This window comes from Bifidobacterium felsineum (assembly GCF_002802915.1).
GTDB lineage: Bacteria > Actinomycetota > Actinomycetes > Actinomycetales > Bifidobacteriaceae > Bifidobacterium > Bifidobacterium felsineum.
The window spans coordinates 17,672-43,009 of the sequence record NZ_PEBJ01000004.1; the positions used below are offsets into that span (position 1 = coordinate 17,672).

The 25,338-nt window shown below is 58.8% G+C and carries 17 protein-coding genes; 3 read left to right on the forward strand and 14 right to left on the reverse strand.

From position 1 onward, the window contains the following. The first annotated feature begins 28 nt into the window (after nt 1–28). The gene (locus CSQ86_RS07885) at nt 29–1,933 is read left to right on the forward strand and encodes a sugar porter family MFS transporter (protein ID WP_243387756.1); all 1,905 of its coding nucleotides are present in this window, start codon (nt 29–31) and stop codon (nt 1,931–1,933) included. A 32-nt stretch (nt 1,934–1,965) separates the two neighbouring features. Here the strand turns inward: CSQ86_RS07885 and CSQ86_RS07890 are convergent, their stop codons facing one another. From CSQ86_RS07890 to CSQ86_RS07915, 6 genes are all read right to left on the reverse strand, one after another. Further along, nucleotides 1,966–5,943 (reverse strand): thiol reductant ABC exporter subunit CydD/CydC, encoded by a 3,978-nt coding sequence (locus CSQ86_RS07890; protein ID WP_100494575.1) that lies wholly within the window; start codon nt 5,941–5,943, stop codon nt 1,966–1,968. A gap of 329 nt (nt 5,944–6,272) precedes the next feature. Continuing rightward, nucleotides 6,273–7,082, reverse strand: a complete 810-nt coding sequence (locus CSQ86_RS07895) for an ABC transporter ATP-binding protein (protein WP_100494576.1) — start codon at nt 7,080–7,082, stop codon at nt 6,273–6,275. Next, nucleotides 7,079–7,906, reverse strand: coding sequence for an ABC transporter ATP-binding protein (locus CSQ86_RS07900; protein ID WP_100494577.1), 828 nt, complete (start codon nt 7,904–7,906; stop codon nt 7,079–7,081). The genes CSQ86_RS07895 and CSQ86_RS07900 overlap by 4 nt, the downstream gene beginning before the upstream one ends. Next, nucleotides 7,903–8,712: an ABC transporter permease gene (locus tag CSQ86_RS07905; protein ID WP_100494578.1), complete on the reverse strand. Its 810-nt coding sequence runs from the start codon at nt 8,710–8,712 to the stop codon at nt 7,903–7,905. Before CSQ86_RS07905 ends, CSQ86_RS07900 begins: the two co-directional genes overlap by 4 nt. Continuing rightward, nucleotides 8,709–9,698 (reverse strand): ABC transporter permease, encoded by a 990-nt coding sequence (locus CSQ86_RS07910; RefSeq protein WP_207761566.1) that lies wholly within the window; start codon nt 9,696–9,698, stop codon nt 8,709–8,711. Before CSQ86_RS07910 ends, CSQ86_RS07905 begins: the two co-directional genes overlap by 4 nt. A gap of 253 nt (nt 9,699–9,951) precedes the next feature. Next, nucleotides 9,952–11,526, reverse strand: a complete 1,575-nt coding sequence (locus tag CSQ86_RS07915) for an ABC transporter substrate-binding protein (RefSeq protein ID WP_100494579.1) — start codon at nt 11,524–11,526, stop codon at nt 9,952–9,954. Nucleotides 11,527–11,915: 389 nt separating this feature from the next. Between CSQ86_RS07915 and CSQ86_RS07920 the strand changes: the two genes are divergently transcribed. Further along, on the forward strand, nt 11,916–13,085 hold the full coding sequence (locus tag CSQ86_RS07920; protein WP_207761567.1) for an ATP-binding protein: 1,170 nt from the start codon (nt 11,916–11,918) through the stop codon (nt 13,083–13,085). Nucleotides 13,086–13,293: 208 nt separating this feature from the next. On the opposite strand, the gene CSQ86_RS07925 is transcribed toward CSQ86_RS07920, so the two are convergent. After that, nucleotides 13,294–14,751: a glycoside-pentoside-hexuronide (GPH):cation symporter gene (locus CSQ86_RS07925; protein WP_100494580.1), complete on the reverse strand. Its 1,458-nt coding sequence runs from the start codon at nt 14,749–14,751 to the stop codon at nt 13,294–13,296. A gap of 587 nt (nt 14,752–15,338) precedes the next feature. Here CSQ86_RS07925 and CSQ86_RS07930 point away from each other — a divergent pair. Further along, nucleotides 15,339–17,162, forward strand: coding sequence for an AMP-dependent synthetase/ligase (locus tag CSQ86_RS07930; protein ID WP_100494581.1), 1,824 nt, complete (start codon nt 15,339–15,341; stop codon nt 17,160–17,162). A 128-nt stretch (nt 17,163–17,290) separates the two neighbouring features. Here CSQ86_RS07930 and araA read toward each other — a convergent pair whose 3' ends face one another. The 7 genes from araA to rplS form a co-directional block, all read right to left on the reverse strand. Continuing rightward, nucleotides 17,291–18,808, reverse strand: coding sequence for an L-arabinose isomerase (araA, locus tag CSQ86_RS07935; RefSeq protein WP_100494582.1), 1,518 nt, complete (start codon nt 18,806–18,808; stop codon nt 17,291–17,293). Between the two features lie 250 nt (nt 18,809–19,058). Further along, nucleotides 19,059–19,751: an L-ribulose-5-phosphate 4-epimerase gene (locus tag CSQ86_RS07940; RefSeq protein WP_033891525.1), complete on the reverse strand. Its 693-nt coding sequence runs from the start codon at nt 19,749–19,751 to the stop codon at nt 19,059–19,061. Nucleotides 19,752–19,793: 42 nt separating this feature from the next. Beyond that, a complete protein-coding gene (locus tag CSQ86_RS07945) occupies nt 19,794–21,440 on the reverse strand; it encodes a xylulokinase (RefSeq protein WP_100494583.1) in 1,647 nt (548 codons plus the stop codon). Between the two features lie 171 nt (nt 21,441–21,611). After that, nucleotides 21,612–22,727 (reverse strand): LacI family DNA-binding transcriptional regulator, encoded by a 1,116-nt coding sequence (locus CSQ86_RS07950; protein ID WP_100494584.1) that lies wholly within the window; start codon nt 22,725–22,727, stop codon nt 21,612–21,614. Between the two features lie 152 nt (nt 22,728–22,879). Continuing rightward, on the reverse strand, nt 22,880–23,590 hold the full coding sequence (locus CSQ86_RS07955) for a ribonuclease HII (protein ID WP_100494585.1): 711 nt from the start codon (nt 23,588–23,590) through the stop codon (nt 22,880–22,882). 3 nt (nt 23,591–23,593) lie between these two features. Then, on the reverse strand, nt 23,594–24,505 hold the full coding sequence (gene lepB / locus CSQ86_RS07960; protein ID WP_100494586.1) for a signal peptidase I: 912 nt from the start codon (nt 24,503–24,505) through the stop codon (nt 23,594–23,596). A 179-nt stretch (nt 24,506–24,684) separates the two neighbouring features. Continuing rightward, a complete protein-coding gene (rplS, locus tag CSQ86_RS07965) occupies nt 24,685–25,050 on the reverse strand; it encodes a 50S ribosomal protein L19 (RefSeq protein ID WP_033891529.1) in 366 nt (121 codons plus the stop codon). Nucleotides 25,051–25,338: the final 288 nt, after the last annotated feature.

Below are 25,338 nucleotides of genomic sequence, written 5' to 3' on the forward strand. Positions count from 1 at the left end.
CCCCCACGCTGTATTGAGAGGAAGGCACATGGCGGGTCTGTTTCAGGATGCCACAAAACAATCAAATCCGCTGGGCACCGCTATCCGTACGCAAGGTTCCGGCAAATACACGTTTGGTTTGGCATTGAGCGCAGGCTTGGCAGGACTTCTCTACGGCTATGACACTGTTTCCATTTCCGGCGCAATCGAATTCCTGCGCGCACGTTACGGTTTGAGCACGGTGATGGAGGGCTTCGTGATCTCCTCCATCATGATCGGCGCCATCGCAGGCGCCGCGGCAGCCGGATTCCTTTCCGATAAGTTCGGCAGGCGACGCATTCTGATTATCGGCGGTGGGTTCTTCTTCGTGGCCGCCATCTGGAGCGCGCTGACCGTGGGCCCTATCGATTTGATTATTTCCCGTATGATCGGCGGCTACGGCATCGGCTTGACTGCGGCCTTGGCGGTGACGTACATCACCGAATCGGCACCGACCAATATTCGCGGGCTCCTGTCGTTCTCCTATCAGATGCTCGCCGTGTGCGGCATCTTTCTGACCAACGTCATCAACTACATTATCGCTTCGTATGGCTCGCATTCCTGGGATGTGAACGTCGGCTGGCGATGGATGCTTGGATTGGGCGCTATTCCCGCGGCCGCGTTCCTGCTGGCTATGCTGTGCTCCCCGGAAAGCCCTCGCTTCCTGATCCAGGTCGGCCGGACCGAGGAAGGGTTCGCCGTGCTTGAGCACATTCTCGGCACCGAACGCGCACGTCTGCGCACGGACGACATCAGCGCATCCGTGAAACTTGAACATGAGATGTCGAAGGAATTCCACGACCTGTTCCGTCCGGGGCTCCGCAAGGCACTGGTTATTGGCATTTTCCTCGCGGTGTTCAACCAGTTCATCGGCATGAACGCCATTTCCTATTACGGACCGGTGATGTTCGCCGATCTTGGCTTTGGCGGCGATACCGAATTCCTTGCCTCGGCAAGCGTGGGCGGTGTGGAGCTGGTGGCCACGGTGATCGGCATGTATCTGATCGACATGTTCGGCCGCAAACGCCTGATGGAAATCGGCACCGGACTGATGTGCATATTCGCCATGTGCATCGCCGCAGCCTATGCCATGGGCAGCTCGCTGCTCACCTTGATATTCGTGATGGCATTCACCGCATCGTTTGCGTTCTCGATGGGGCCGATTCCGTGGATTGTGATTCCCGAACTGTTCCCGACATATCTGCGCGGCCGTGCGACCGGTTTGTGCGTCATGTGCCTATTGTTCGCCAATTGGATCATCGCCCAGTTCACGCCGATGATGATCGACGGTTGGGGAGGTGGCATCTCGTTCCTTATTTTCAGCGCGCTGGATCTGGTGTGCTTGATGGGCATTATTGCGTTGGTGCCGGAGACCATGGGCCGCACGCTTGAGGAAATCGAGCATCTATGGCAGCCGAAAACCGATATGGCGGCCGCGAAATACGCGCTGAGCTCAGCGGATGCGAATATTCGCCATGCCGAGGCCACCTTGAGGCGTGTGGAGAATGAACGGTTGCAGGCCATGGGCATTATGACCATGGCCGAGCGCTCCCGTATTGCCGCACAAAAGAAGGTCTTTGAGCTCGAAGCCGAACAACGCGCACGCGAATCGCAGCGTGAAACGGCGGCCGCGGCGGCCGAAGCCGCAGCTGAAGCAGCTGAGGAACCGGAATCCGTGCGTGAGGTCGGCATGAGTGAGACGCAACTGCCGCCTGTGCCCATGCCCGATATTGCGTGGCCAATGGCCGTCAGCAGCCCGGAAACCGGCATCGCAGCCATGGAGGCATCCCCATCCATTGATGGGGTGTTGCCGACCGAACAGGGACCTGGGCAAACCTACCGGACCGAGGACGAGCGAGAGGCACAGGCAATCGACCGTGCCCTCGACTCGCTGGATTCGTTTATTAAGGAGTAGTCGGACCGGGAATTATCGGGCCACTTTGCGCCTCACACTGTAAGCACCTGATCAGCGATGCGCATGGCGGATTCCCGGTGAGACACCAGCACCACAGCGGCGGACTTAGCGGAGTTGGTGCTGAGATCATGAATCGAACGCAGGATAATCGCCTCGTTCAACGCATCCAAACGACTGGTGGGCTCATCAAAGAGAATGAGATCAGCGTCCCGTAGGAATACGCGCGCCAGTCCGATGCGCTGGCGTTCGCCTTCCGAAAGGCGATCGCCAAGCTCGCCGACCTCGGTGGCGAGTCCATTTGGCAAGGAATCAATCAGATCCAATACCGATGCTTTGCCCAGGGCCTCGCGCAGGCGGGCGTCAGAAACAGTAGCGGCTTCGGATTCCGGTAAAGCGATCAGCAGATTATCTCGAATCGTACCGTCGAACAGATGCGTGTCCTGGCTCATCATGGCCTGGATACGGCGGCGATAATGGGCATCCACTTGAGGCAATGGCGTGCCGGAAAGCAGTACTTGGCCGGATTGCGGATCCCAGTAGCGCATCAGCAGCTTCAGCATCGTGGATTTGCCGCGGCCGGATGGGCCTTGGACGCCGAGGATACCGTGGCGCGGGATTCTGAGAGAGAAGTCGGTGAGAATCGGCTTGGATGCTGCGGATGCAGGCGCTGCAGCAACACCAGGGTAGGCAAAGGTCACATGGTCGAGCCTCATGCCTTGGAAAGCCGGTGTTGCGGTACCGGTTTCGGTGATTGCGGGAGTTTCATCCATGATGCCGAAGAGTCGGCGGGCGGCGGCAAACGTTTGGGTGAGGTTCGCCGGCAGCGCACTCAGCGCCAAAGTTGGGCCGAAGGAGCTGGTGAACAGCACGAATGCCGCGATAAGAGCCGGAATCTGAATCGGTTTGGCAGCGGCAAGTGTGAGCACGATGGCGATGGCCGCTGTGTTCAGCAGGAAGACTAGCAGTCCACCGATGCCGGCGAAGCGGCCGTTGACGCGGCTCAGTTTGGCGTGGTCGCGCCAAAGTGCACGGGTACGGTCTTCGATGGCGCGAGCGCGCTCCTCGCCGCGACCGAAACGGATGATTTCGTCGATGCCGCGCATATCGTCGAGCATCACGTCATCGAGTTTACCGGCGGCTCCGCGGATGGCCGGGCCGAGATTGTGCACGCCAGTGGCGAAGAACTTCGGGATGATTACGCCGACCACCAGGTGCGCGACGATGAGTGCGAGCGCCATCCACGGGTTCAGAGTCGCGGCAATGATCGTGTAGACGATGGTGGTGGTCACCGCGATGGCCACTGGGCTGATGGTGTGTGCGAAGAAGATTTCTAGCAGTTCCACGTCGGTGGTGAGCATGGCGATGAGGTCGCCTTTGCCCTTGCCGGCGAGCTTGGCCGGGGCGAGGCGGCGAAGTGCCGCGAATGCCTTGGAACGGAAGAGCGCGAGCAGGTGGAAGGCCACGTTGTGGTTGAGGTACTGCTCAACGTATCGGGTGATGCCTCTGAGGAGCGCGCAGACAACCATACCGATGACTGCCGGGGCAACGCCCATGCCCCAGACCGGGTGGCCGGCGATGGCGAATGCGGCGACTATGCCGAACACCGGCAGGAAGGTTGCAGCCAGATGGCCGATGGAGCCGGAGACGGTGGCGGCCACCATCAAGCGGGTGAGCGGCGCGGCGACCTTGAGTAGGCGCTTGACGGTTTGGAAGGTGGTGAGCTGGGCGGTGTGCGCTGCGGGAGATTCGGATGTGGCTGAAACTGAAGAGGATTCAGGCAATGATACGGGTTGTGCATCCGTATCGCGGGAGGTCTCTCCCCTACCCGGTCTACGACCAGGAGCCCCCTCGTCAGAGGGGGCCGCAATAACTGCCGACGCAGCCGTCACCAATCCTGAGTCTTCGCCATCGGAGGGGACCGCGGTAGTTGTTGGCGCTACGCCTTCTTCTACCTCCCTCTGATGAGGGAGGTGGCTCGGCGCAGCCGGGACGGAGGGAGAGACCACGGAGTCATGTTCGGCAAAGTGCTCGATATCGGCTTGCGTGGTGAAGAGTGCGGCGTAGCGACCGTCCGCCGCCATAAGCGAGTCATGCGTGCCGGTTTCGGCAACATGAGCGTGATCGAGCACTACAACCTGGTCGGCATGCTCGGCATTGGCCATGCGATGCGTGATCATGATGACCGTCTTGCCGCGGGATTCCGCCAGTTCGCGGATGGTGGCGAGGATCAGTTCCTCGGATTCCACGTCGACGCTACTGGTGGCTTCGTCAAATACGAATACCGATGAATCGTGCAGCAGCGCACGAGCGATGGCGATGCGTTGACGCTGTCCACCGGACAGGTTGGCTGCATCCGGTTCGATCACCATGTCAAGTCCGGCCGGCTGAGTGCGCACGAAGTCGGCAATGCGCGCCTGTTCGAGGGCTCGCCACAGTTGCGATTCCACAGCATCTGGGGTACGTCCGCTATCAGCGGCACTGTCCACTGTCTGGGGCAATGCCATCATCAGGTTGTCGCGCAACGTGCCGGAGAACAGGTGGCTACTGGCACCGATCAGCGTGACGTTACGTGCGAGCGTATCGCCGGAAAGCTCGCGGACTTCTCGGCCACTCAGCGTCAGCGAACCTTGGTAGCCGGTCAATGTACCGGCGAGCAAAGCGGCGGCTGTGGATTTGCCGGAACCTGAGACACCAACGATGGCAGTGAGCTGACTTGGCCGAGCGGTAAAGGATACGTCCGCGAGCGCTTCGGTTCCGTCTTCATAGGCAAAGGATACATCGGCGAAACCAACCTCGAACGCAGCACTATCAGCCGAAGCGCTGGCCGTGTTCGGCAGTACGGCGGTGCCATGCGTCGGCTCTGGTGCATCCAGCAGTGCGAAAATACGTTTCGTGGAGGTCATTCCATTCATGGCCACATGGAAGAACGAGCCGAGCTGACGCATCGGGATGAAGAATTCGGCGGACAGCAGCACAATGAACAGCAAGCCGGTCAAGGTCAGAGGGAATCCGATACCGAACGGCAGCAGGTACTGCAGACCATAGGCAACATATTTCAGCGGATTGGGCAGTTCGCTGGCGAGGTATGCCATCGACAAACCAGTATCAAACACATGGGCATGCGCATAACGCCAAAGCGCCACACCAATGCCGGCGGCCGCGCCACCATAGGCCACCACGTCCATGGCGGTCAGCGAGCGCAGCTGAATCTGCAGCACACGCATGGTCATCACACGGAAGTTCTCGGCCTTCTTGTCCATTTCGGCGGCCGCCCGGTCGTCGGCGTCGAAGTTCTTCAGGGTTTCAAGGCCCTGGAGGTTGTCGAGGAAGGCCGCGCCCATGTCGGTGTAGCGACCCCAGTATTTCTTGAAGGCGCGGGCTGCGGTCATCGAGACCATGCCGGTCACGATGATGATCAGCGGCGCACAAATGAGCATGGTCAGCGCGGCCGGCATATCAATCGGCGCGATGGCCACGAACAATGTGAGCGGCGCAAGAATCGCATAGAACAGCTGTGGCAGGAAAAGCTCGAAGAAGCTTTGAATTTGTTCCACGCCTTCGCCGGCGGATTGCACCACGTCCGCGGTTTTGACCCGACTGGCATAGGAGGGGCCGAGCGCCAGCATCTTTCGATACAGCTTGGAGCGCAAAGCCAGTTTGACGCGTTCGGCGGCTTCGGTGCCGAGGCGTGTGGCATGCGTGGTGGTGGTGTATCGCACGGCGGCGCAGAATAGTGCGAGGAGCACGTAGAACATGATGTCACCGGCCATTGGAAGCACACTGCCGCCGGTTACGTCTTGCAGCGGCGTGGGGCATGGCCATGCGTCTGGTGATGTGTTATCACATTGGTAGAGCGGTGGATCAACCGCGGTCAACGCATTGCTGAGCAGCATGACCAGTGACAGCACGAACCCGATATTGGCAAGCAATCCCACCCACATCAGAACCACTTTGCCGGCCACGAGCTTCCCGAGACCGGGCGTTAGTTGAAATAGTCGCTTATCGAACATGCTTCCCCTCAATGTGTGTCACGCAATCCTCTTCACCGTAATGGAAAAGACCGGCACACGCCAGCCTTGCCGATAGCGAAATTGGTCACAGAGTTATTTATGTGGCTATCTCCTTTACAAGGGGTTGATTGGAGGCTTTGGAAACATCTATCTGCTTTATGAGGGGTTCCTCATTGACGTAACCGCGACTAGAAGCAACTCCTTGCCACCGTCATTTCGCCATTTTGGAGACTGGTCTACTTAGGAAGGAACCCCTCATAAAGCAGATAGATCTTCCGCCAGGTCCAAATCAACCCCTTGTAAGCGAGATAGCCATTATTGTGAACGTCTCACCCGCGCGTATGGGGTGCGATGCTGACGCTACGAGCCGCGGCAAGCAGATTCTGAGCATATTGAGGGCCGGGATTGGTGAAAAACACAGCGGTCGGCTTATGCACGATGCTGTTGCCGCCACACATCACCATGATGTCGTCACAAAGTGCGTTGGCGACTCCGAGATCATGGGTGATGAGTATCAAACTCAAGCCTTGGGATTGGCGTAGCGTTGCCAGCAGGTCCAATATTTCGTGCTGGACCGAAACGTCCAGTGCGCTGGTGGGTTCGTCGGCAATCAGCACGTCCGGATTCACAGCGAGCGCACGGGCAATGGCGATGCGTTGGCGTTGGCCGCCCGAGAACGCTTGAGGGCGGCGGGAGAGGATATCGGCATCCTCCAGCCCGACCATGCTCAGCAGTTCAAGGCAACGGCGGGTAATGATTTCACGGGAAGGCCTCGCCCCTCTTGCGCCAAGTGTGTGGTGCAACAGCATGCCTTCGGAAAGAATGCGATAGACGCTGTGACTTGGGTTCAATGAGGAATCAGGATTCTGGAACACCATTTGGATACGGCGGCGTTGTTCGCGGGTGCGTCGAATCGGTGCAAGAGGCTGCCCATCAAGTAATACTTGGCCTTCCACAGGGGCGATCAGCCCGGAGGCCACGCGTGCGAGCGTGGATTTGCCTGCGCCGGACTCCCCCACGACGCCTATGGCTCCGCCTCGCGGCAGGCTCAGTGATACATGGTCTACTGCAGTGAAATCGCCATATCGCACGGTGATATTGCGTAGCTCGAACAATGCCGGTGATGCGTGCTGTGTCATTGGTCTTGTTCTCCCGGAATCGGCAGGATAGCGTTGACCAACCGCCTGGTGTATTCCTGCTGCGGATTATTGAGAATGTCCTGAGTTGCTCCGGTTTCCACGATGCGTCCATGCTGCATCACCATCAGTCGATCACACAGGCGCGCGGCAACTCCTAGATTATGGGTGACGAACAACATAGTGAGTCCGAGACGCTGCCGCAAATCGGCGAGTAGGTCGAGGATCTGCAGCTGCACGGTGACGTCCAATGCGGTGGTCGGTTCGTCACACAGCAGAATATCCGGCTTGGTGGCGAGTGCGATGGCGATGCCGACGCGCTGGCATTGTCCTCCGGAAAGCTGGCCCGGATAACGATCGGATGAGCGCAAGGACTCCGGTAAGCCGAGGCTGATTAAGAGGTCGGCGGCTCGGGTTTTCGACTCACGGCTGGGTATGCGCTGGTTATATCGCAATACTTCGGCCACTTGTTTGACCACTCCAGTCAACGGGTCGAGCGAAAACACTGGATCCTGGAAAATCATGGCGAGACGCGGATTGTGAGAATCGTCTCGGAGAGGTACTCCCTCAGTCCGTGCAGCGGCATCAACGGGTGCGATGGCGATGGCCTTTGCATCGTCTAAGTCCACACCTTCAGGGAGCAGGCCCATAATCGCGCGCAACGTGAGGCTTTTGCCGGAACCGGATTCGCCGACGAGCCCCACGGTCTCGCCGGGATTCGCATCGAAAGAGACACCATCGACAAGCGTACGGCCGCTGGCCGAAGCATGAATACGGAGATTATTGACCCGGATAATCGGGCCGGTATTGGAGTTGGCTTCGCTCATGCCCGTCTCCTTGCGTCATTGAGGCCGTCGCCGATGAGTGCCAATGCGATGCCGACCAGTACCACAGCGGCACCAGGCAACGTGGATACCCACCAACGAGTAGCGAGGAAGGACTGACCATCCGCGATCATCGTGCCCCAATCCGGGGTGGGTGGCGTGACGCCGAGGCCCAGATAGCCAAGCGTCACGATGGCCACGAGTAGAGCCACCATATCGCTGACCAGTACGATCACCGCTTGGGAAAGCACATTCGGCAGCATTTGGCGCAACAGAATCGATGTGTTGGAAAAGCCCATCACGCGAGCGCTTTCCACCCATTCCTCCTCGGCAAGCGAAGCTGTGGCACCTTTGACCGTGCGCGCGAAAATAATCCATCCCATAATCAGGAAGGTCAGGAAAATACCAGTGATTCCGGTGCCGGTCACGAATGCGACTACAGCCACCAGCAGATAGAACGGGAATGCGATCAGCGCATCAGAAAATAAAGTAATAATACGGTTCGGCCAACCGCCGTAGTACCCGGCGATAAGACCGGCGAGCGTACCGATAACGAATGGCAGCAGTTCCACGCCAACCATCAAAGCCAAATCGACTCGGCCTGCTGCCGCCACGCGTACCAAGAGGTCGCGGCCGAGCTGGTCGGTGCCAAACGGGTGCGCAAATGACGGCGGTTGCAGCATGGAGGAGATATCCTCTGCCGTGGGATCATACGGGGAGAGCAACGGAATGATCAGTACTGCCAGCACGATGGCGGCGAGTAGTGCGATACCGGCAATCAATGTGCGGGGTAAGCGCGATTGCTTCATGCCATTCCCCCAGCCGATGCATGTTCAGCTCTGCCGCGCACACGGTAGTCGATGAGTCCACCAGCGATTTCAACAATCACGGAGATCAGCACCACGCCGAGCGCGCAATAGATGGCTATGGCTTGAATCAGTGGAAAATCACGGGCGGTGATGGCGCCGAACAAGAGCGAACCCACGCCTTTCAATCCGAATACCTGCTCGACCACCAACGTGCCGCCGACGAGGAATGAGATTTTCATGCCATAGAGTTGCAGTGCCGGCAATAACGCATTGCGGAGCACATGCCGTCGAATCACGCGCTCGGGCAAGTGGGCGGCATGAAGCGTCACTACGAAGTCGGCACCGAGTACCTCCAGAATCCGGGTGCGCAGCGAGCGGACGATAAACGGGGTTTGCGCGAGTGCGATAGTCAACGATGGTAATGCCATCGAGTACAGCATGCCGTCGATTCCGGGCTGTGTGCCGCCGACCGGAAAGATTTTGAACGTCACCGCGAAGAGCAGCACGAACACCAGTCCCACCCAGAATTCCGGCATGCCAAGGGTGATGGTGGGCACGATGCGCACGAGTTGATCGACCCAGCTGCCCTTGTGCATGGCGGCGGTCATGGCGAGGGGCAGGGAAATCGCCACGACCAGTATGGCAGAGCAGCAAATCAGCCATAGGGAGACCGGTAGACGGTCGAGCACCAGCGCCCGCGAGGAGACGTTATAGGCGATGGATTGGCCGGTGTCGCCGGTGGTGAGCAGGGTGGCGATGAACGAGGTGAACTGCTTGCCGATGGGTTGGTCGAGACCGAGGCGATGATGTATGTCCGCGATTTGCTCGGGGCGGGCTTTGATGCCCAACACCATTTGCGCGGGGTCGCCGGGCACGAGGCGGACGATCAGGAAGACGCCTATGGTGACGAGCACCAGTACGAGGATCATATGAACGACAATGCCGCCCAGCCATTTGGCTAAGGCGGCAGGTCGTGATGTGGTCATAGTGGTTATTATGTCACCGTTTGAGGCTTATTTTTTCGAAATGTATCCCGGCTTCGTGAAAATAAGCCACTGACGCTGGCTCAGCGGCCCAAAATTTCGAAATAAACCCTAACTTCGTGAATCTGAACCACTGACCGACTCTCAGTGGCGTATATTTTCGAAATATCCTCTAATCCCGTGAAAATAAGCCACTGAGTCGGTGTCAGTGGCTTATTTTCACGAACTATGGGTTTCCTCCGAAAATATCGGACGCTCAGCCGATCTTGACATCCTGGAAGCGCACGGAGTTGTTCGGCAGCACTTCGAGACCGGTCACGTTCTTGCGAACGGCCTTGACGATCTGCGGGGAGTACAACGGAATGTACGGCACTTCGTCCGCCAGGGTCTGTTGGATCTTCTCGTAGAGGGCGGCGCGCTCGTCACCGTCCGGCGTCACCTGGGCCTTCTTGAGCTCAGCGGTGACTTCCGGGTTGGAGTAGCTGGTCCAGTAGGACTTGCTGAAGCCGTCCGGGTCGGCCTGGAAGTCGATGATCGAATCGGCATCCGGGTAGTCGGCCTGTGCGGAGTTAATCATGATCTGGTAGTCGAATGCCTTGAAGCGTGAGCGGAAGGTGGCGATGTCCACGGACTCGATCTCGAGCTTCACGCCGATCTTGGCGGCTGCGGACTGCAGCAGCTGAGCGGCCTGGGAGTAGGCGTTGTTGCCGGAGGCGAGCAGAATCTTGGCATCGAAGCCGCTCGGATACTTGGACTGAGAGAGCTCTTCCTTGGCCTTGGCGAGGTCGTTGTCCACCGGCTTGATGGAATCCTGGGTGCTGTATTCGATGGCCTTCGGCAGCACGGTCTTGGCAGTGTCGGCGTGGCCGAAGGAGACGGCCTTGGTCACGTCGGAGCGGTTCAGGGCGTAGGCCAGAGCACGGCGCACGTGGACGTCGGAGAAGTGCTCGTCGGCGGTGTTGAAGAAGAAGGTGTGGGTCACCCAGCTGCCGGCGGTCTCGACCTTGGTGTCGTTGCCGTTTTCGAGTTCGTCGAGGTTCTCGAGGGCTGGATCTTCGATGCCGTCCACTTGGCCGGTCTTGAGCTGGTTGACGGCCTGGGTGCCGTCTTCCACGAGTTTGTAGACGAGCTTGGTGATGCCCGGCTTGCCCTTCTGCCAGTAGTTCTCGTTCTTGGTGAAGGTCAGGTCGCCGGACTTGTCCCATTTGGAGACGACGAACGGACCAGTGCCCACCGGGTTAGCGAAGAAATCGTCTTCGGACTTACCACCGAAGTCCTTCGGCACGATGCCGTTGGAGAAGTTGGCGAGCTCGGCGAGCAGCGGGGTGTACGGGCTGTTGAGCTTAATCTCCACGGTCTTATCGTCCGGAGCGGTGACGGATGCGATGTCTGCGGTGAGCGGCAGGGCGGCGTCCTTCTCGGCCTGGTGCTGTTCGATGGAGAACACGGCGTCTTCAGCGGTGACGTTCTTGCCGTTGGAGAACTTGAGGCCGTCGCGCAGGGTGAAGGTGTAGGTCAAGCCATCGTCGGAGATCTTGTGGGACTTGGCCAGCCAGTCGATGATCTTGCCGTTCTTGTCGAAGCTGACGAGCGGCTCGAAGATCTTGTCGATGGCGAACGCGTTGTTGGAGGTGATTTCGGTCCACAGGTTGAGCGAGGTCACGGCTGCGGAGCGCGCGTAGGTGAATGTGGTCTGGTCGCCGGAAGCGCTGGTGCCAGCCGTGGTGGAGCCGCCGGTCTGCGAGCAGGCGGCGAGCGAGATGGCGAGCACGGCGGCGGTTGCGGCCGTCAGAGCCGTGCGAAGGGCACTGAACGTGCGAGTCTTCTTCATTTCGATGTTCCTCTTCTTGAATCCTCTGTTTTGCCTGTTATGGCTCAGGCATTGGTGCGATTACGCGAACGAGCGCGTGCAGCTGACGCATCAACCTGAAATACAAAAGCGCAGTCCATCCTAGGATGGGCTGCGCTCTGCCGCAATCGCCGTCTTATGTAGAGGCTATCGGCATTGGTTACTACCGGTTATTAGGCAGGTAGTTTGCGGATTACTACTTCGTCGACTCGACCGCCGTACGCGACATAGTCGATGCCGCAAAAGGGCTTGGAAGATGATTTATGGCGACGATGATGCGTAATCAGGAATCGGAGTGTCGAAAATCCGGAATAGTAATAGTAAAATCTCGGAATAGGAATGTAGAAAATCCGGAATAGAGGGAAACGGCTATGCTGATCAACCGCACGATGTCAACGAAAATACGGTCTCTTGCCACGCAATTCCCCATCATTACTCTGACAGGCGCCCGGCAGAGCGGCAAGACTACGCTTTCGCAAGAACTGTTCAAGGATTTTGAGCATGTCACGCTCGAAGATCCAGCCATGCGGGATCTCGCTACCCACGATATGCGTTCGTTCCTCAACCGATACAACAACCATGTCATCTTTGATGAGGCACAACGAGTTCCCGAATTATTCTCAGCATTGCAAGGCATAGTGGACGACCGCAATGAAAACGGCCAATTTGTGCTTACAGGTTCGCAGAATTTCTTACTGATGAAGACCATTTCGCAATCCTTGGCGGGCAGGGTGGCCGTCATGTATCTGCTGCCGCTTTCTTACTCCGAGCTGACCGACGCTGGGCTGAAGCCAGGCAGCATGGATGATTGGATATGGCGCGGTGGATATCCGCGTGTGTACGCCAATGGCATCAGCCCGCTCGATTTCTATCCCAGCTATATCGACACCTACGTCGAGCGCGATGTGCGCAACGAGTTAGGCGTGCGCAAGCTCAGTCTCTTTCGTCGCTTTCTTACGCAATGCGCCACACGCGTTGGAGAGGTGGTCAACTATGAGAGTCTTGCACGCGATAGTGGCGTCGACGGCAAGACCGCTGAGGAATGGCTGTCGATTCTGGAAACCAGTTTCATTGCCTTTCGCCTATACCCGTATTACAACAACTTCGGCAAGCGAATGGTCAAAAGCCCGAAGCTGTACTTTTATGACACCGGCCTCGCGGCGAATCTTCTCGAGCTCGAATCTGCCGATGAGATCATGACCAGCGCATATCGCGGCAACCTATTCGAGAACGCGGTCGCAGTCGAAATCATCAAGCAATACCATGCGCGTGGTCGTAGACCGCGCCTGTATTATTGGCGGGACTACACCAAGCAAGAAATTGACTTCATTGTAGAAAAAGGCGGCAGAATCCGATACGCAATCGAGGTCAAGGCTTCGGCGAGTTTTGACTCGCATGCTTTCGCAACCATGGATAAGTTATCGCCGGTATTAGGTCTGACAAAGGAGCAGCGCGTCGTCATCTACGGAGGAGATGAGATGTATGACACACGATTTGGCAGAACAATGCCAATAAGCGAACTGAATGGACTTGTCGCCTGAACACACGGGGGTATCCGCCTGGACGACTGTTCAGCCAATAGAGTCCACGAAACGGCGTCCTTGCTACAGGATGTACACGCCGACCATGGCTACGCGGTTCGCTGCAATACAAGTGAAGTGCCGCACCTATTATGAGTACGGCACTTCACATACCTACTTTATTTGTGTATCAGCTATTGCACTCAAGCAATAGTCTCTTTTCATCACTTCACGCCACGGCGGCGTCGGCGATGGCACGGCGCTTGGCCAGCTCAGCGCGAATAGCAGGCTCGTTCTTCTCGAAGCGACGGTAGAAGAGCATGATGAAGATGCAGATCGCGTAGACGATGATCGGCAGCCAGATGAAGCAGAACTGGATGGCGCTCAGAGCCTGGGCGCTCTGCTGCTGGTTGGCGACATAGCCTGCGGCGGCCATGATCTTGGAAGGAATCAGGTTGCCGAGGCCGGAGCCGAACTGGATGCAGAAGGAGGCACCGACTGCGGAGAGCAGACCGGCGGCGCGGATGCCATTCTTCCATTCGCCGTAATCAACCGTATCGGCCAGCATGGCGAACGGCATGGCGAGGGCCATGGCGGCACCGAGGATGGAGATGGCCCAGAACACCACGAACAGGGCGAAGCTGTGGGATGCGGTGAGCAACAGGAGCTGGCCGATGATGGCCATGACCATGCCGAGGATCATAGTGTCGGTCTTGCCGGCCTTGCCGAAGCGCTTGGAGATAATCGGGATGAGGAAGGTGGTCACAAGGCCGAGGATCTGCATGCCGTTGAGCACGGTGGCGAGGTTCTCATTGTTCAGGTTGTACTTGGCGTAGTACACGGCCACGGACATGCGGTCTTCCTGGGCGATCCAGAAGATCACGAAGGCGATGATCAGCGTGATCCACGGCCAGTTGCCCTTGATGGCGTGCAGGCTTTCCTTGAACGGCAGTGGGTTCTGGGTCTTCGGATCGTAGTTGTGCTCGCGGATGTTGCGGAAGGCGAACCAGAGCAGTGCCACGGCGATGATGCCATAGACGGCGAAGGTGAACATGAAGCCGACCTTCTGGTTGGCGTGACCGGTGATGGCCTTGCCGGCCCAGTTGACCAGCGGCAGGGTGCACACGGCGGTGATGAAGGTGCCGAACAGGCCACCGGACAGACGGAAGGTGTTGGCCTTCACACGCTCGGCCGGGTCAGGGGTGAGGTTGGAGAGAATGGCGGTAATAGGAGTCTGGATGCCGGTGTACACGAGGCCTGCGGCCAGGATGTAGGTGATGGTGGCGTAGACGACCTTGCCGAACGGCGGCAAATCAGGAGCGGTGAACGCCAGGAACACGGTGATGGCGAACGGCACAGCCATCCACAGGAAGAACGGACGGGACTGGCCCCACTTGGTCTTGGTGTGGTCGACGATGGAGCCCCACACCGGAGCGGAGATGCAGTCGCCGATACGGGCGATCAGCAAAATCCAGCCTGCTGCGGCCGCGGTGATGCCGAACACATCGGTGTAGAAGAACATGATGTAGGTGCCGAGCGAGGAATACAGCAGGTTGCCTGCCATATCGGTGCTCAGGTAGGAGACCTTCTCCTTGAGCGGCAGCGTGCCGTCGAAGGCTTCCTCGGCTTCGGTTTCTTTCGCCCTGCCGGCGGCGGTGGCCACCTGGCCAGTCAAAGCAACAGACATAACTCTTCCTCTCTTACGCCTGTTCGGATGTGTGCATGTTCGCAATTGTTTGGATTGTTTGCTTTATCGGTAATGTTTGCGCTATCACCGATTGCCGAATGGTATGTTACGACGACATTTTTGATAAAAACGCTGAAAATTTTCGGTTTGCGCGAATCGTTGCAGAACCGTTATCGATAAGCCCGAAAATGGCTTAATCGTTATCATTGCGAGACCGTTTTGTTATTAAATCGTATCTTTTCTCAACGGATTTTATCCATACAATCATGCGAAAAATTTCGCTTATCTGAACCTGACCGCACCCATCACATGATGTGTGACATGCGCTACACCTTGTAGACAACCCACAAAAGAGAGCGCACGACTTTTCTATCGCGCACAACGCACCTTACACTACGCCAGCGTAACCTCAACTAACAGAATGACAGGAAATGTCAACGTACTATGACTTTTCCGATGGCCGTCCACCCATGGCACTGCCGAGTTGCGGCTCGGCAGCAGCCAACGAAACCCAAGACTTAGCCAACCGCAAGGCACTTTTAGCAGCACGCCGGGCCCACCGGCACGGCATGAAAGAACAGGTACCAATGCTCACCGAATACACCACCCCCGGCGAATCCATTGCATTACGCGACAATCAGACCATCTATTCGCTACTCACCGACCGCATCGCCCGTACCGGCGAGGATACGGTCATTGCCGCCAAGAAACTGGGCCCTGGCCGCTGGCAGGATGTAACCACCGGCGAGTTCCATAAGCGCGTGGTCTCCGCCGCCAAAGGCCTGATTGCCCTCGGCATCAACAAGGGTGACGCCGTGACCATCTTCTCCTCCACCCGCCTCGAGTGGGGCATTCTCGACTTTGCCCTGGCCGCCGTGGGTGCGGTGAGTGTGCCGATCTACGACACCGATTCCGCGTCCCAGGCTCAGCGCATTATGAATGACTCCGCGGTCAAACTTGCCGTAGCCGATAATCGCGAGCGCTTCGACCGCCTTGATTCCGTCAAGGACCACTGCCCCACGCTCCGCCAGATCCTGATGTTCGACGGCAATGCGCTTGGCGCTTTGGAGGGCTTGGGCGTCACCGTGTCCGATGAGGAGCTCGAGGAACGCGTGGCTTCGGTGCATATCGACGATCTGGCCACGATTGTGTATACGTCCGGCTCCACCGGCAACCCGAAGGGCGCTGAGCTGACGCATAAGAACTTCGTTTCCATTACGATTGCGGCTTCTCAGGCGTTGCATGAGGTGATTCTTGACGATCATCCGCGTCTGCTGCTGTTCCTGCCGCTCGCCCACTGCTTCGCCCGCTTCATCCAGTACGCTTCCGTTGCATCCGATGATGGCGTGGTCGGCTATCTACCGGATACCAAGTCCCTGCTTCCCGACCTGCGTTCCTTTGAACCGACCTATTTGCTTGGTGTACCGCGCGTATTCGAAAAGGTGTACAACGCGGCATCCCGCAAGGCCGGTACCGGCTGGAAGGGCCGTCTGTTCCTGAAGGCCGCCGAAGCCGCACGTGATTGGAGCCGCAAGGAGCAGGCCGGCGAAAAGCATACGCTGGCTGAGATCGCCGAACATGCCAAGTATGAGACGCTGGTCTACCGCACGGTTCGTGGCGCTCTAGGCCCGAAAATCAAGTACGTGGCCTGCGGTGGTGCTCCGTTGTCTTTGGACTTGGCGCACTTCTACAACGGCATTGGCCTGCCGATGATCCAGGGCTATGGCATGACCGAGACCGCCGCACCGTTCGCCGCCACACGTGTGACCGACAATGCGATCGGCACGGTTGGTCAACCGGCACCTGGCTCTTCGGTTCGCATTTCCGATGAGGGTGAGCTGCAGGTCAAGGGCCCGAATGTGTTCCGCGGCTACCATAATCTGCCGGAGAAGACCGCTGAGGCGTTCACCGCTGACGGCTGGCTCAGGACGGGCGACTTGGCTGAGATTGACGATGAGGGTCGCATTGTCATCACCGGCCGTATCAAGGACATCATTATTACGGCCGGCGGCAAGAACGTCTCCCCGATTCCGCTTGAGGAGGAGATTACCAAATGCCCGATTGTGGAGCATTGTGTGGTGGTGGGCGATCGTCGCCCGTTCATCGGTGCGTTGGTGACGCTCGACCCGGAGTCGCTGGCGGCTTGGCTGCCGGCTCACGGCTTGTCCGCCGATACGCCGGTGGATCGCTTGGCTGTGAACGCGGCGGTGCGCGAGGAGATTCAGCAGTACGTGGATAAGGCGAACTCTACGGTCTCCCGTGCTGAATCCGTGCGCAAGTTCGCAGTGCTCGATACGCAGTTCACGCAGGAAAACAAGTGCCTGACCCCGTCTTTGAAAGTGGTACGTCCGGCGGTAAACCGCGTGTTCGCCGATGTGATTGACCGCGAAATCTACAACGGCAAGCGCTGATTGCAGCATACATGATCTTGGGGCTCTTCGGAGCCCCTTTTTGTTTGCCATGATGCAAAGTAATGCAAAACGCAAAAAGACCGCTCCGGTTTCCCGAAGCGGCCCTAGGCAGTTTCACTGGTTAAGAATCAGTGACGGTTGTCGAGGCGGTGATACATCTCGGACAGCTGCAGTTCCTTCTCGAACTGGCGAGCGGTGGTCTTGTCGTCGATGACGGCGAGCTCGACACCGGCGATGCGGGCGAAGTCTTCCCAAGCCTCGCGACCAACGGAGGTGGTCATGCAGGTGTGGTGAGAGCCACCGGCGGTGATCCAGCACTGGACAGCGGTCTTCAGGTCAGGCTGCGGCTTCCAGACGGCGCGAGCGCACGGAAGCTCCTTCAGGGAGCCCTGCGGCTCGACAACGTCGACGACGTCCATGAGCAGGCGGAAGCGTTCGCGCTCGTCGGCCATGGAGACCACGACGGCGTCCTTCTTCGGCTTGCCGGAGAAGACCAGGCGGACCGGGTCGGCTTTGCCGCCGATGCCCAGCGGGTGAATCTCCAACTTCGGCTTGGCGATGGTGCCGATGGCCGGGGAGACCTCGAGCATGTGGGAGCCCATGTCGAGCTCGTTGCCCTCGGTGAAGTTGTAGGAGTAGTCCTCCATCAGGGAGGCGCCACCCTCGAGGCCGTAGCCCATCACAGCGCCGATGCGGACGAGGACGGCGGTCTTCCAATCGCCTTCAGCGGAGAAGCCCCAGCCGTACTCGGACGGGAAGCGCTGCGGGCCAACGCCCGGCAGCTGCGGCAGAGCGCCGAGGTCTTCGAAGTTGTCGACGCCGGCGGTGCAGCCGTTGGCGCGCATCATGTTGACCATGGCAGCCTCTTCCTTGGCTGCGATGAACAGGGAGTCGTACTTGGCATCCAGCAGAGCCGGGTCAACGTCGTACTTGGCCTTGTAGTCCTCGATGATTTCCTTAACCTGATCGTCCTTGACGGCGTCGTATGCGGCGACGAGCTCGTTGACGGCCCAGGTGTTGATGGAAGCGCCGAACACGCGCTCGGCTTCGGTCTTGTCGCCTTCGGTGACGGCAACGTTACGCATGTTGTCGCCCCAGCGCATGACCTTCATGTTGTTGGAGGCATCCCAGCCGGCGCAAGCGCGAGCCCAGGTGCCGACCTTCTCAGCGACTTCCGGATCGGTGTAGTGGCCGACGACAATCTTGCGCGGAATGCCGAGGCGGGAGACGATGTAACCGAACTCACGGTCGCCGTGTGCGGCCTGGTTCAGGTTCATGAAGTCCATGTCGATGGTCTCCCACGGAATCTCCTTGTGGTGCTGGGTGGCCAGCTGCAACAGCGGCTTGGTCAGCACTTCGAGGCCACGGATCCACATCTTGGCCGGGGAGAAGGTGTGGCACCAGGTGATGACGCCGATAACATTCGGGTTGGCGGAGGCTTCGACCATGAACTGCTTGACGCCGTCGGAGGACTTCAGGGTCGGCTTCAGGACGATCTTGGCCGGGATCTTGCCGGTCTTGTTCAGGTAGTCGACCATTTCAGCGGAGTGCTCAGCGACCTGACGCAGAGCTTCCTCGCCGTACAGGTCCTGGGAACCGACGCCGAACCAGATTTCCTTGCCCTCAAAGGGGTTTTCCATTGCCATAATGGCTCCTTTTATTTACTTCGTTGTGTACGAGGATTTGGATGTAAGTTTTGGGAGGCTTCTTACGAAGCCTGCTGTTTTTCCACTTCTCTCCCTCAGTCAGCCTTCGGCTGCCAGCTCCCTCATCAGAGGGAGCCGAGAGAAGCAGTGCTGGAAGCACTGGGCCGGCGTGTGTGTCCGCAAGGCGCACCGAGGGAAGGCGTACAAAGGTACGTCGACCGAGGAGCAACGCCGCGGACACTCCGCCGGATCAGTGCTGACCGTAGACGTTCTGGTAGCGGTCGTTCAGCTTATCGATATCGGCCTGGTCGATCTCGATGATGTCGCCGAGCTGCTTGGCGGCCCACATGGTGTGAGCGACTTCCTCGGTCATGGCAGCGGCCTTGACAGCGCCTTCTGCATCCTTGCCGATGGTGAAGGGTCCGTGGTTCTGCATGAGGACAGCCGGAGACTTCGGGTACTTCTTGAGGGTCTCGACAACGCCCTTGCCGATGGCCTCAGAGCCGATGAGGCGGAACGGACCAACCGGGACCGGGCCACCGAACTCGTCGCCCATCATGGTCAGGCCGCAAGGAATGTTCTGGCCGGTAGCAGCCCATGCGGTGGCGTAGGTGGAGTGGGTGTGCACAACACCGTAGACGTCAGGCATGTTGCGGTAGATGTAGGCGTGGGAAGCGGTGTCGGAGGACGGGGCTTCGGTGCCGTCGACAACGTTGCCGTCAAGATCAACGACGACCATGGAGTTCGGGGTCAGGTTCTCGTAGCGAACGCCAGAGGGCTTGATGACGAACAGGTCGGCGGTGTGCAGGCGCTGGGAGACGTTGCCTGCGGTCCAGACGACCAGGTTCCACTTGATCAGCTGCTGGTGCAGGTTGGAGACGACCTCACGAACCTGCTTGACCTCGGCGCGAACCTCGGGGCCGTAATCAGCCAAAGTTGCCATTGTTGGTTTTCCTTTCCACTTAGTTGGAAGCTTGTTGCAAACTTACTTGTCTTCGAGGTTGATGGACTCGATGGCGGTGTGCTCGATCGGCAGACCCTTGGAGAAGCGAGCGAAGAAGTCCTCGAAGCCGATGACGTCGGAGGCCACCGGGGTCTCGGTGACAGACTGGGCGTCCTTGAAGACGCAACCATCGAGGTAGTCGGCCAGGTTGGAGTGGTCTTCGTTGGTGTTCCACAGGTAGTTGGCGAGCACTGCCATGCCCCATGCGCCGCCTTCCGCAGCGGTGGACATGACCTTAATCGGGGTGTTGAAGGCGGCGGCCAGAATCTTCTGGGCGACCTTCGGGGTAGTGAAGATGCCGCCGTGACCCACGAGGGAATCAATCTGCACGTGCTCCTGCTTGGTCATCACATCCATACCGATCTTGACCGGGGAGAATGCGGAGAAGAGCTGTGCGCGCATGAAGTTGCCAAGGGTCATGTGAGCCTCAGGGCTGCGGGCGAACAGCGGGCGGCCTTCGGGCAGACCGGCCAGAAACTCGCCGGAACGGAACGGGTAGTTCAGCAGGCCGCCGCAGTTGGCGTCAACATCGTCGGCAATGGCTGCACGGAACAGGGTGCCGTACAGGGTGCCGGCGTCGACCGGCTGGCCGATGGCCTTGGCGAACTGGCCGAACAGACCAACCCAAGCGTTCAGGTCGGAGGTGAAGTTGTTGGCATGGCTCATGCCGGCTAAATCGCCGGCTGGGGTGGTGACCAGGTCGACTTCCGGGTGCAGGGCCTTGAGCTTGTGCTCGAGCACGACCATGGCGAAGATGGAGGTACCGGCGGAGACGTTACCAGTGCGCACGCGCACGGAGTTGGTGGCCACCATGCCGGTGCCAGCGTCGCCTTCCGGCGGTGCAAGCACGATACCGGGCTTCAGGGTGCCGGACGGATCGAGCAATTTGGCGCCTTCTTCGGTCAGCTCGCCAGCCGGGGTGCCGGCCACAAGCGGGGTCGGCAGCAGGTTCTCGAGCTTCCAAGGCTGTGCGGCAACCTCAGGCAGGGCGTCGAACTTCTCGATGAATTCGGTTTCGTAGGTGTGGGTGGTCGGGTCGATCGGGAACATGCCGGAGGCATCGCCGACGCCAAGCACCTTCTTGCCGGTGAGCTTCCAGTGCACGTAACCGGCCAAAGTGGTGAAGTAGGCGACCTTGCCGACGTGCTCTTCCTTGTTGAGCACGGCCTGGTAGAGGTGAGCAATGGACCAACGCTCAGGAATGTTGTACTGGAACAGCTCGGAAAGCTTCTGGTGAGCTTCGGAGGTGTTGGTGTTCTGCCACGTGCGGAACGGGACGAGCAGCTCGCCGTTCTCGTCGAAGGCGAGGTAGCCGTGCATCATGGCGGAGAAGCCGATGTGGCCGATGTGGGTGAGCTTCTCACCGTATGCGGTCTCGACATCGTTGGCCATGGATGCGTAAGCGTGCTGCAAACCACCCCAGATCTCTTCGGTGGAGTAGCTCCACAGGCCATCCTCGAGGTGGGAAGCCCAGCTGTAGTCGCCGGAAGCGATGGTGTGGAAGGTGTCGTCAATCAGAACGGCCTTGATTCGGGTGGAACCGAACTCAATGCCCAGCGTGGTCTTACCCGCGCGGATCTTCTCGGCGATGCTAGCGACCTGCTCGGCCGCATTGTCGATAACTGCCATATCTATCCTTACCCTGTGGAGCGCCGGGGTTTGCTCCCCTTCCTTGGGGCGTTTTTGTTAGCGCTCACAATTTCCGAAAATCATTGTACCTATAACCGAGGTTCGACACAACTTATAGCGTTGCTCGCTTTATAACGAATCGATAACAGCGAGCGAAATGCCGGTCTACGGTTACCTGCGCGGGGCTGGACCCAGGGAGCTGCGGCTCATCACTTTGGCGGGAATCAGGCCCACGCCATGCTGATTCGTCAGGAATACCGGCTCGGAGCCCTCCCCCAGCAGCCGCAGCGTCTCGCGCATCGCCACGCCGCCCAGCGCCTCGAAATCAGGGTGCACGGTGGTCAGCGGCGGGTAGAGATTATCCATGCCCGGCATGTCGTCGAAGCCCACCACGCTGATATCCTGCGGAATCCGCAGCTTATGCTCGTGCAGTGAGCGGATGATGCCGACCGCCTGGCTATCGTTGGCAGATACCACTGCGGTAGGCAATGGCGCGCCCTTCATACCGTATTCATCCAGCAGATGATTCATCTGCGCGTACGATTCGTCCGAATCCCAGGTATGGCAGCGCACGATCTGGGAATCGATGGAATGCATGGCAGAGAGTTTGCGCCACGCATCCAGACGGGTGTGCGCGTCGCGCCATTCGTTCGGACCGGCGAAATACAAGGCTGACTTATGCCCGTATTCGCTCATCAGCCCCACGACTTTGGCCATCGCATCCCACTGGTCGATGCCCACGATGGCGGTGCGGCGCTTGTTGTCCGCGGAAATCAGGCTCAGCCCCTCGCGCACGGTCATCTGCCCGTGCGTGGAGGTGACGATGACGCGCGGCTGGCTGACCTTGGCCCGGCAGGCAGCGGCGAACATCACATCCGTGGGGGTCAGGAAGATAAAGGCGTCCACGTTCTGTTCGATGAACGTATCACAAAGGTTATCGAATTCGGCTTGGGTGCACAGCGCCTCGTGCACCATCATCACGCTCATGAACAAGCCGTGTTCGCGTGCGATGGATTCGATGGACGCGATGGCGGAGATCGGGCCGAAGAATTTCATGCCGCCCGCGATAAGTCCAATCGTGCGGGAGCGGCGGGAAGCCAAGGCACGCGCGGAATTGGACGGGCGGTAACCAAGCTGATCGACCGCGGCCTGCACTTTGGCTCGAGTGGCGTCGGAGACATCGGGGGAATTGTTGATGACACGGGAAACGGTCTGGTGGCTGACACCCGCCAGCTTGGCCACTTCAAACATGGACGGACGTTTACTTGGTCTGCGGCTGTTCACCATACCACCTGAACCTTTCCGCTTGCGGTCGGCATCCGTTGCCAGACCGTTGAATGAACTCCTTTACCATTGACTTTAGCGCGTTTTTGCAAACCGGCGTTAACGCTCACATCGCCGTGTCGCAATGATTCTTGATTGGCAAAAGCGCGACGCAATCAGGTCAGATGCCAGCTGATGCGATGCAGCGGGCTCGGGCCATGCTCGGCAATGGCTGCGCGATGCGTCGCGGAGCCATACCCCTTGTTATGCTCCCATTCATATGGTGCATATGCCGGATTGCTGCCGGCGAGGTCGACCATCAGTCGGTCTCGGGTGACTTTGGCGATTACCGCGGCGGTGGCTACAGTGGCGCAATGCTGGTCACCTTTGACTTTGGTGGTAACCGCGGCCGGAATCGGCACATCTGGGGCATCAAAAGTACCTAATGCTTTGGTGATGTAGTCGCTTGGACCATCGAGGATTGCGCCGACGCGCAGCTGCCCGGCACCGTCCAAACCGAGTTGTCGTTCGACTTGGTCGAGCGCGCGTAAGGCCGCAATGCCGAGGGCATAGGAAATGCCCCAATCGTCGATTTCGGCATTGCTTGCCTGGCCGACCGCCCAGGCGGCGCACCAATCGCACAGTTCATCGTAAATGGCTTCACGGCGATACTCGGTGAGCATCTTGGAATCAGCCACGCCTGCGGGCACATCGAGCGCGTCAACAGCACCGTCCGCAGACAGGTCATGAGCCCAGATCGCAGCGCATCCGACCATCACCGGTCCGGCGAGCGCGCCGCGGCCGACCTCGTCGAATCCGACGATCAGGTCATAGCCTTGGGAGGCAAGGCTTCGTTCAAGGTCGAGTGTTGGTGTGATTTTCGGCATGATTCAAGAGGCGGAGGCGTTGCGGTTGGGAACATTGGCGAAGACGTCATGGTGGGCGTCGAGCACACCGATGCGATCCAGCGGCCAGTACGTGACCAGACCTGTACCGACGATATCGGAAATAGGCACCAGACCGTGGTCACCATCGTCTTGATGGTAGCGGGAATCGGCTGAATTGGCGCGATTGTCGCCCATCACGAACACATGGCCTTCGGTCACGGTCACCGAGAACGGGAAGGCGCTGGGATCGACGCCAGGGCGAATGTACGAGGACTCATTGATCGCCACGCCATTGATGGTGATGGGCTGGCCCGCACCTTTGCATTCCACAACATCGCCGGGCAGTCCAATCAGACGTTTGATGAGGAATCCGCCGCCGAGTCCACTGCTTTGTTCGGCGCTCAGCCAATTGTTCGGATCTTTGAAGACCACCACATCACCGCGCTGCAAATCAAAGTATTTCGGCGTGAGTTTGCTGGCCACCACGCGGTCCCCGGGCACAATCGTATCCATCATGGAGCGTGAGGGGATTTCATAGAATCCCAGAAGGAATATGCGAACCAGTATCACGATCAGGACCGGTACACCGCACCAGAGGAAGAAATCGCGCACAGTGAAGCGGTCGTTGGATTGTTCGTTTCGTCTGGCATGCCGTTTTGCCGCCGTACCGCCTGCAACTGCCGAAGTAGTGGCCGCAACCGCGGCAATCGGAGCGGCGGGAGGTACGGGAGTCACGTCAACCCCATGATCAGCGACCTGCACGGTGCGCAAATCGCGTGCCGAGGATTCGGCATTCGCATCGGCGTCGGCAGTGGCGCGGCCGCCATCGACTTCAGCGAGCTGCTGCGATCCGACCTCGGGAACTTCAGCAATTACGGAAATCGGAAGTGGTTCGTTCTCCTGATCATCCTGCATTTGCGTATCCTCCGTGGTTCAGACTGCTGCCTGCATAGTCTGCGGCCGACATATAAACGGGCTCCATCTTACTTGCCCAATACGAATTCAGCCCGGAACCACGAATGATTCCGGGCTGAATTTCACGGTTTATTCGCGCGACCTTACAGTCGCAAGCTGCAACAAACCTACCGACGAACTCACTTAGCGGAGTTGTCGCGGCGCTCGACGATACGAGCGGCCTTGCCGCGCAGAGCACGCAGGTAGTACAGCTTGGCGCGGCGCACACGGCCCTTACGCACGAGCTTGATGGACTCGATGGACGGGGAGTGAACCGGGAAACGACGCTCCACACCGGTGCCGAAGCTGATCTTGCGGACCACGAAGGTCTCACGAACGCCAGCACCCTGACGAGCGATCACCACGCCGGTGAAGGTCTGGATACGGGAGTTGTTGCCTTCCTTGATCTTCACGTTCACGTCGACGGTGTCGCCGGGACGGAAGGCCGGGATTTCCTCAGCCGGCTTCATGTGCTTGGCGTCAAAAGCCTCAATAGCGTTAACCATTGTTGTTCCTTCAGTGCTGCCGCATATCAGCCCCAGGTCAAGGATCACTGCCCGTGTTGTTGCATTGCCGGGCGTAATCGCTCACGTATATCCCTTGGGTTTGCCCTTGGGAAGCCTGTCAATCCGCCGAAAGTCAAGTCCGGCTGGACCCTTGGAGAAGCCGGCTTATGCGGCGGCCTGCTTCTCGACACAGCAAAGCAAAAGTCTACGGCAGCTTATGGACGTGCGTCCATCCCCGCACAGTTCGGCGGCGGTGCTCGAACTGTGCGGGATAATCGCACATAATCA

Excerpts from the sequence above, each read along its gene's own strand:
- CSQ86_RS07955 (WP_100494585.1), bottom strand. The coding sequence starts at position 23,590 with ATGCCGAAAATCACACCAACACTCGACCTTGAACGAAGCCTTGCCTCC.
- CSQ86_RS07940 (WP_033891525.1), bottom strand. The coding sequence starts at position 19,751 with ATGGCAACTTTGGCTGATTACGGCCCCGAGGTTCGCGCCGAGGTCAAG.
- CSQ86_RS07950 (WP_100494584.1), bottom strand. The coding sequence starts at position 22,727 with ATGGTGAACAGCCGCAGACCAAGTAAACGTCCGTCCATGTTTGAAGTG.
- CSQ86_RS07920 (WP_207761567.1), top strand. The coding sequence starts at position 11,916 with ATGCTGATCAACCGCACGATGTCAACGAAAATACGGTCTCTTGCCACG.
- CSQ86_RS07905 (WP_100494578.1), bottom strand. The coding sequence starts at position 8,712 with ATGAAGCAATCGCGCTTACCCCGCACATTGATTGCCGGTATCGCACTA.
- CSQ86_RS07910 (WP_207761566.1), bottom strand. The coding sequence starts at position 9,698 with ATGACCACATCACGACCTGCCGCCTTAGCCAAATGGCTGGGCGGCATT.
- CSQ86_RS07945 (WP_100494583.1), bottom strand. The coding sequence starts at position 21,440 with ATGGCAGTTATCGACAATGCGGCCGAGCAGGTCGCTAGCATCGCCGAG.
- CSQ86_RS07890 (WP_100494575.1), bottom strand. The coding sequence starts at position 5,943 with ATGTTCGATAAGCGACTATTTCAACTAACGCCCGGTCTCGGGAAGCTC.
- CSQ86_RS07885 (WP_243387756.1), top strand. The coding sequence starts at position 29 with ATGGCGGGTCTGTTTCAGGATGCCACAAAACAATCAAATCCGCTGGGC.
- CSQ86_RS07915 (WP_100494579.1), bottom strand. The coding sequence starts at position 11,526 with ATGAAGAAGACTCGCACGTTCAGTGCCCTTCGCACGGCTCTGACGGCC.
- lepB (WP_100494586.1), bottom strand. The coding sequence starts at position 24,505 with ATGCAGGATGATCAGGAGAACGAACCACTTCCGATTTCCGTAATTGCT.
- araA (WP_100494582.1), bottom strand. The coding sequence starts at position 18,808 with ATGGCAATGGAAAACCCCTTTGAGGGCAAGGAAATCTGGTTCGGCGTC.
- CSQ86_RS07925 (WP_100494580.1), bottom strand. The coding sequence starts at position 14,751 with ATGTCTGTTGCTTTGACTGGCCAGGTGGCCACCGCCGCCGGCAGGGCG.
- CSQ86_RS07895 (WP_100494576.1), bottom strand. The coding sequence starts at position 7,082 with ATGACACAGCACGCATCACCGGCATTGTTCGAGCTACGCAATATCACC.
- CSQ86_RS07900 (WP_100494577.1), bottom strand. The coding sequence starts at position 7,906 with ATGAGCGAAGCCAACTCCAATACCGGCCCGATTATCCGGGTCAATAAT.
- CSQ86_RS07930 (WP_100494581.1), top strand. The coding sequence starts at position 15,339 with ATGCTCACCGAATACACCACCCCCGGCGAATCCATTGCATTACGCGAC.
- rplS (WP_033891529.1), bottom strand. The coding sequence starts at position 25,050 with ATGGTTAACGCTATTGAGGCTTTTGACGCCAAGCACATGAAGCCGGCT.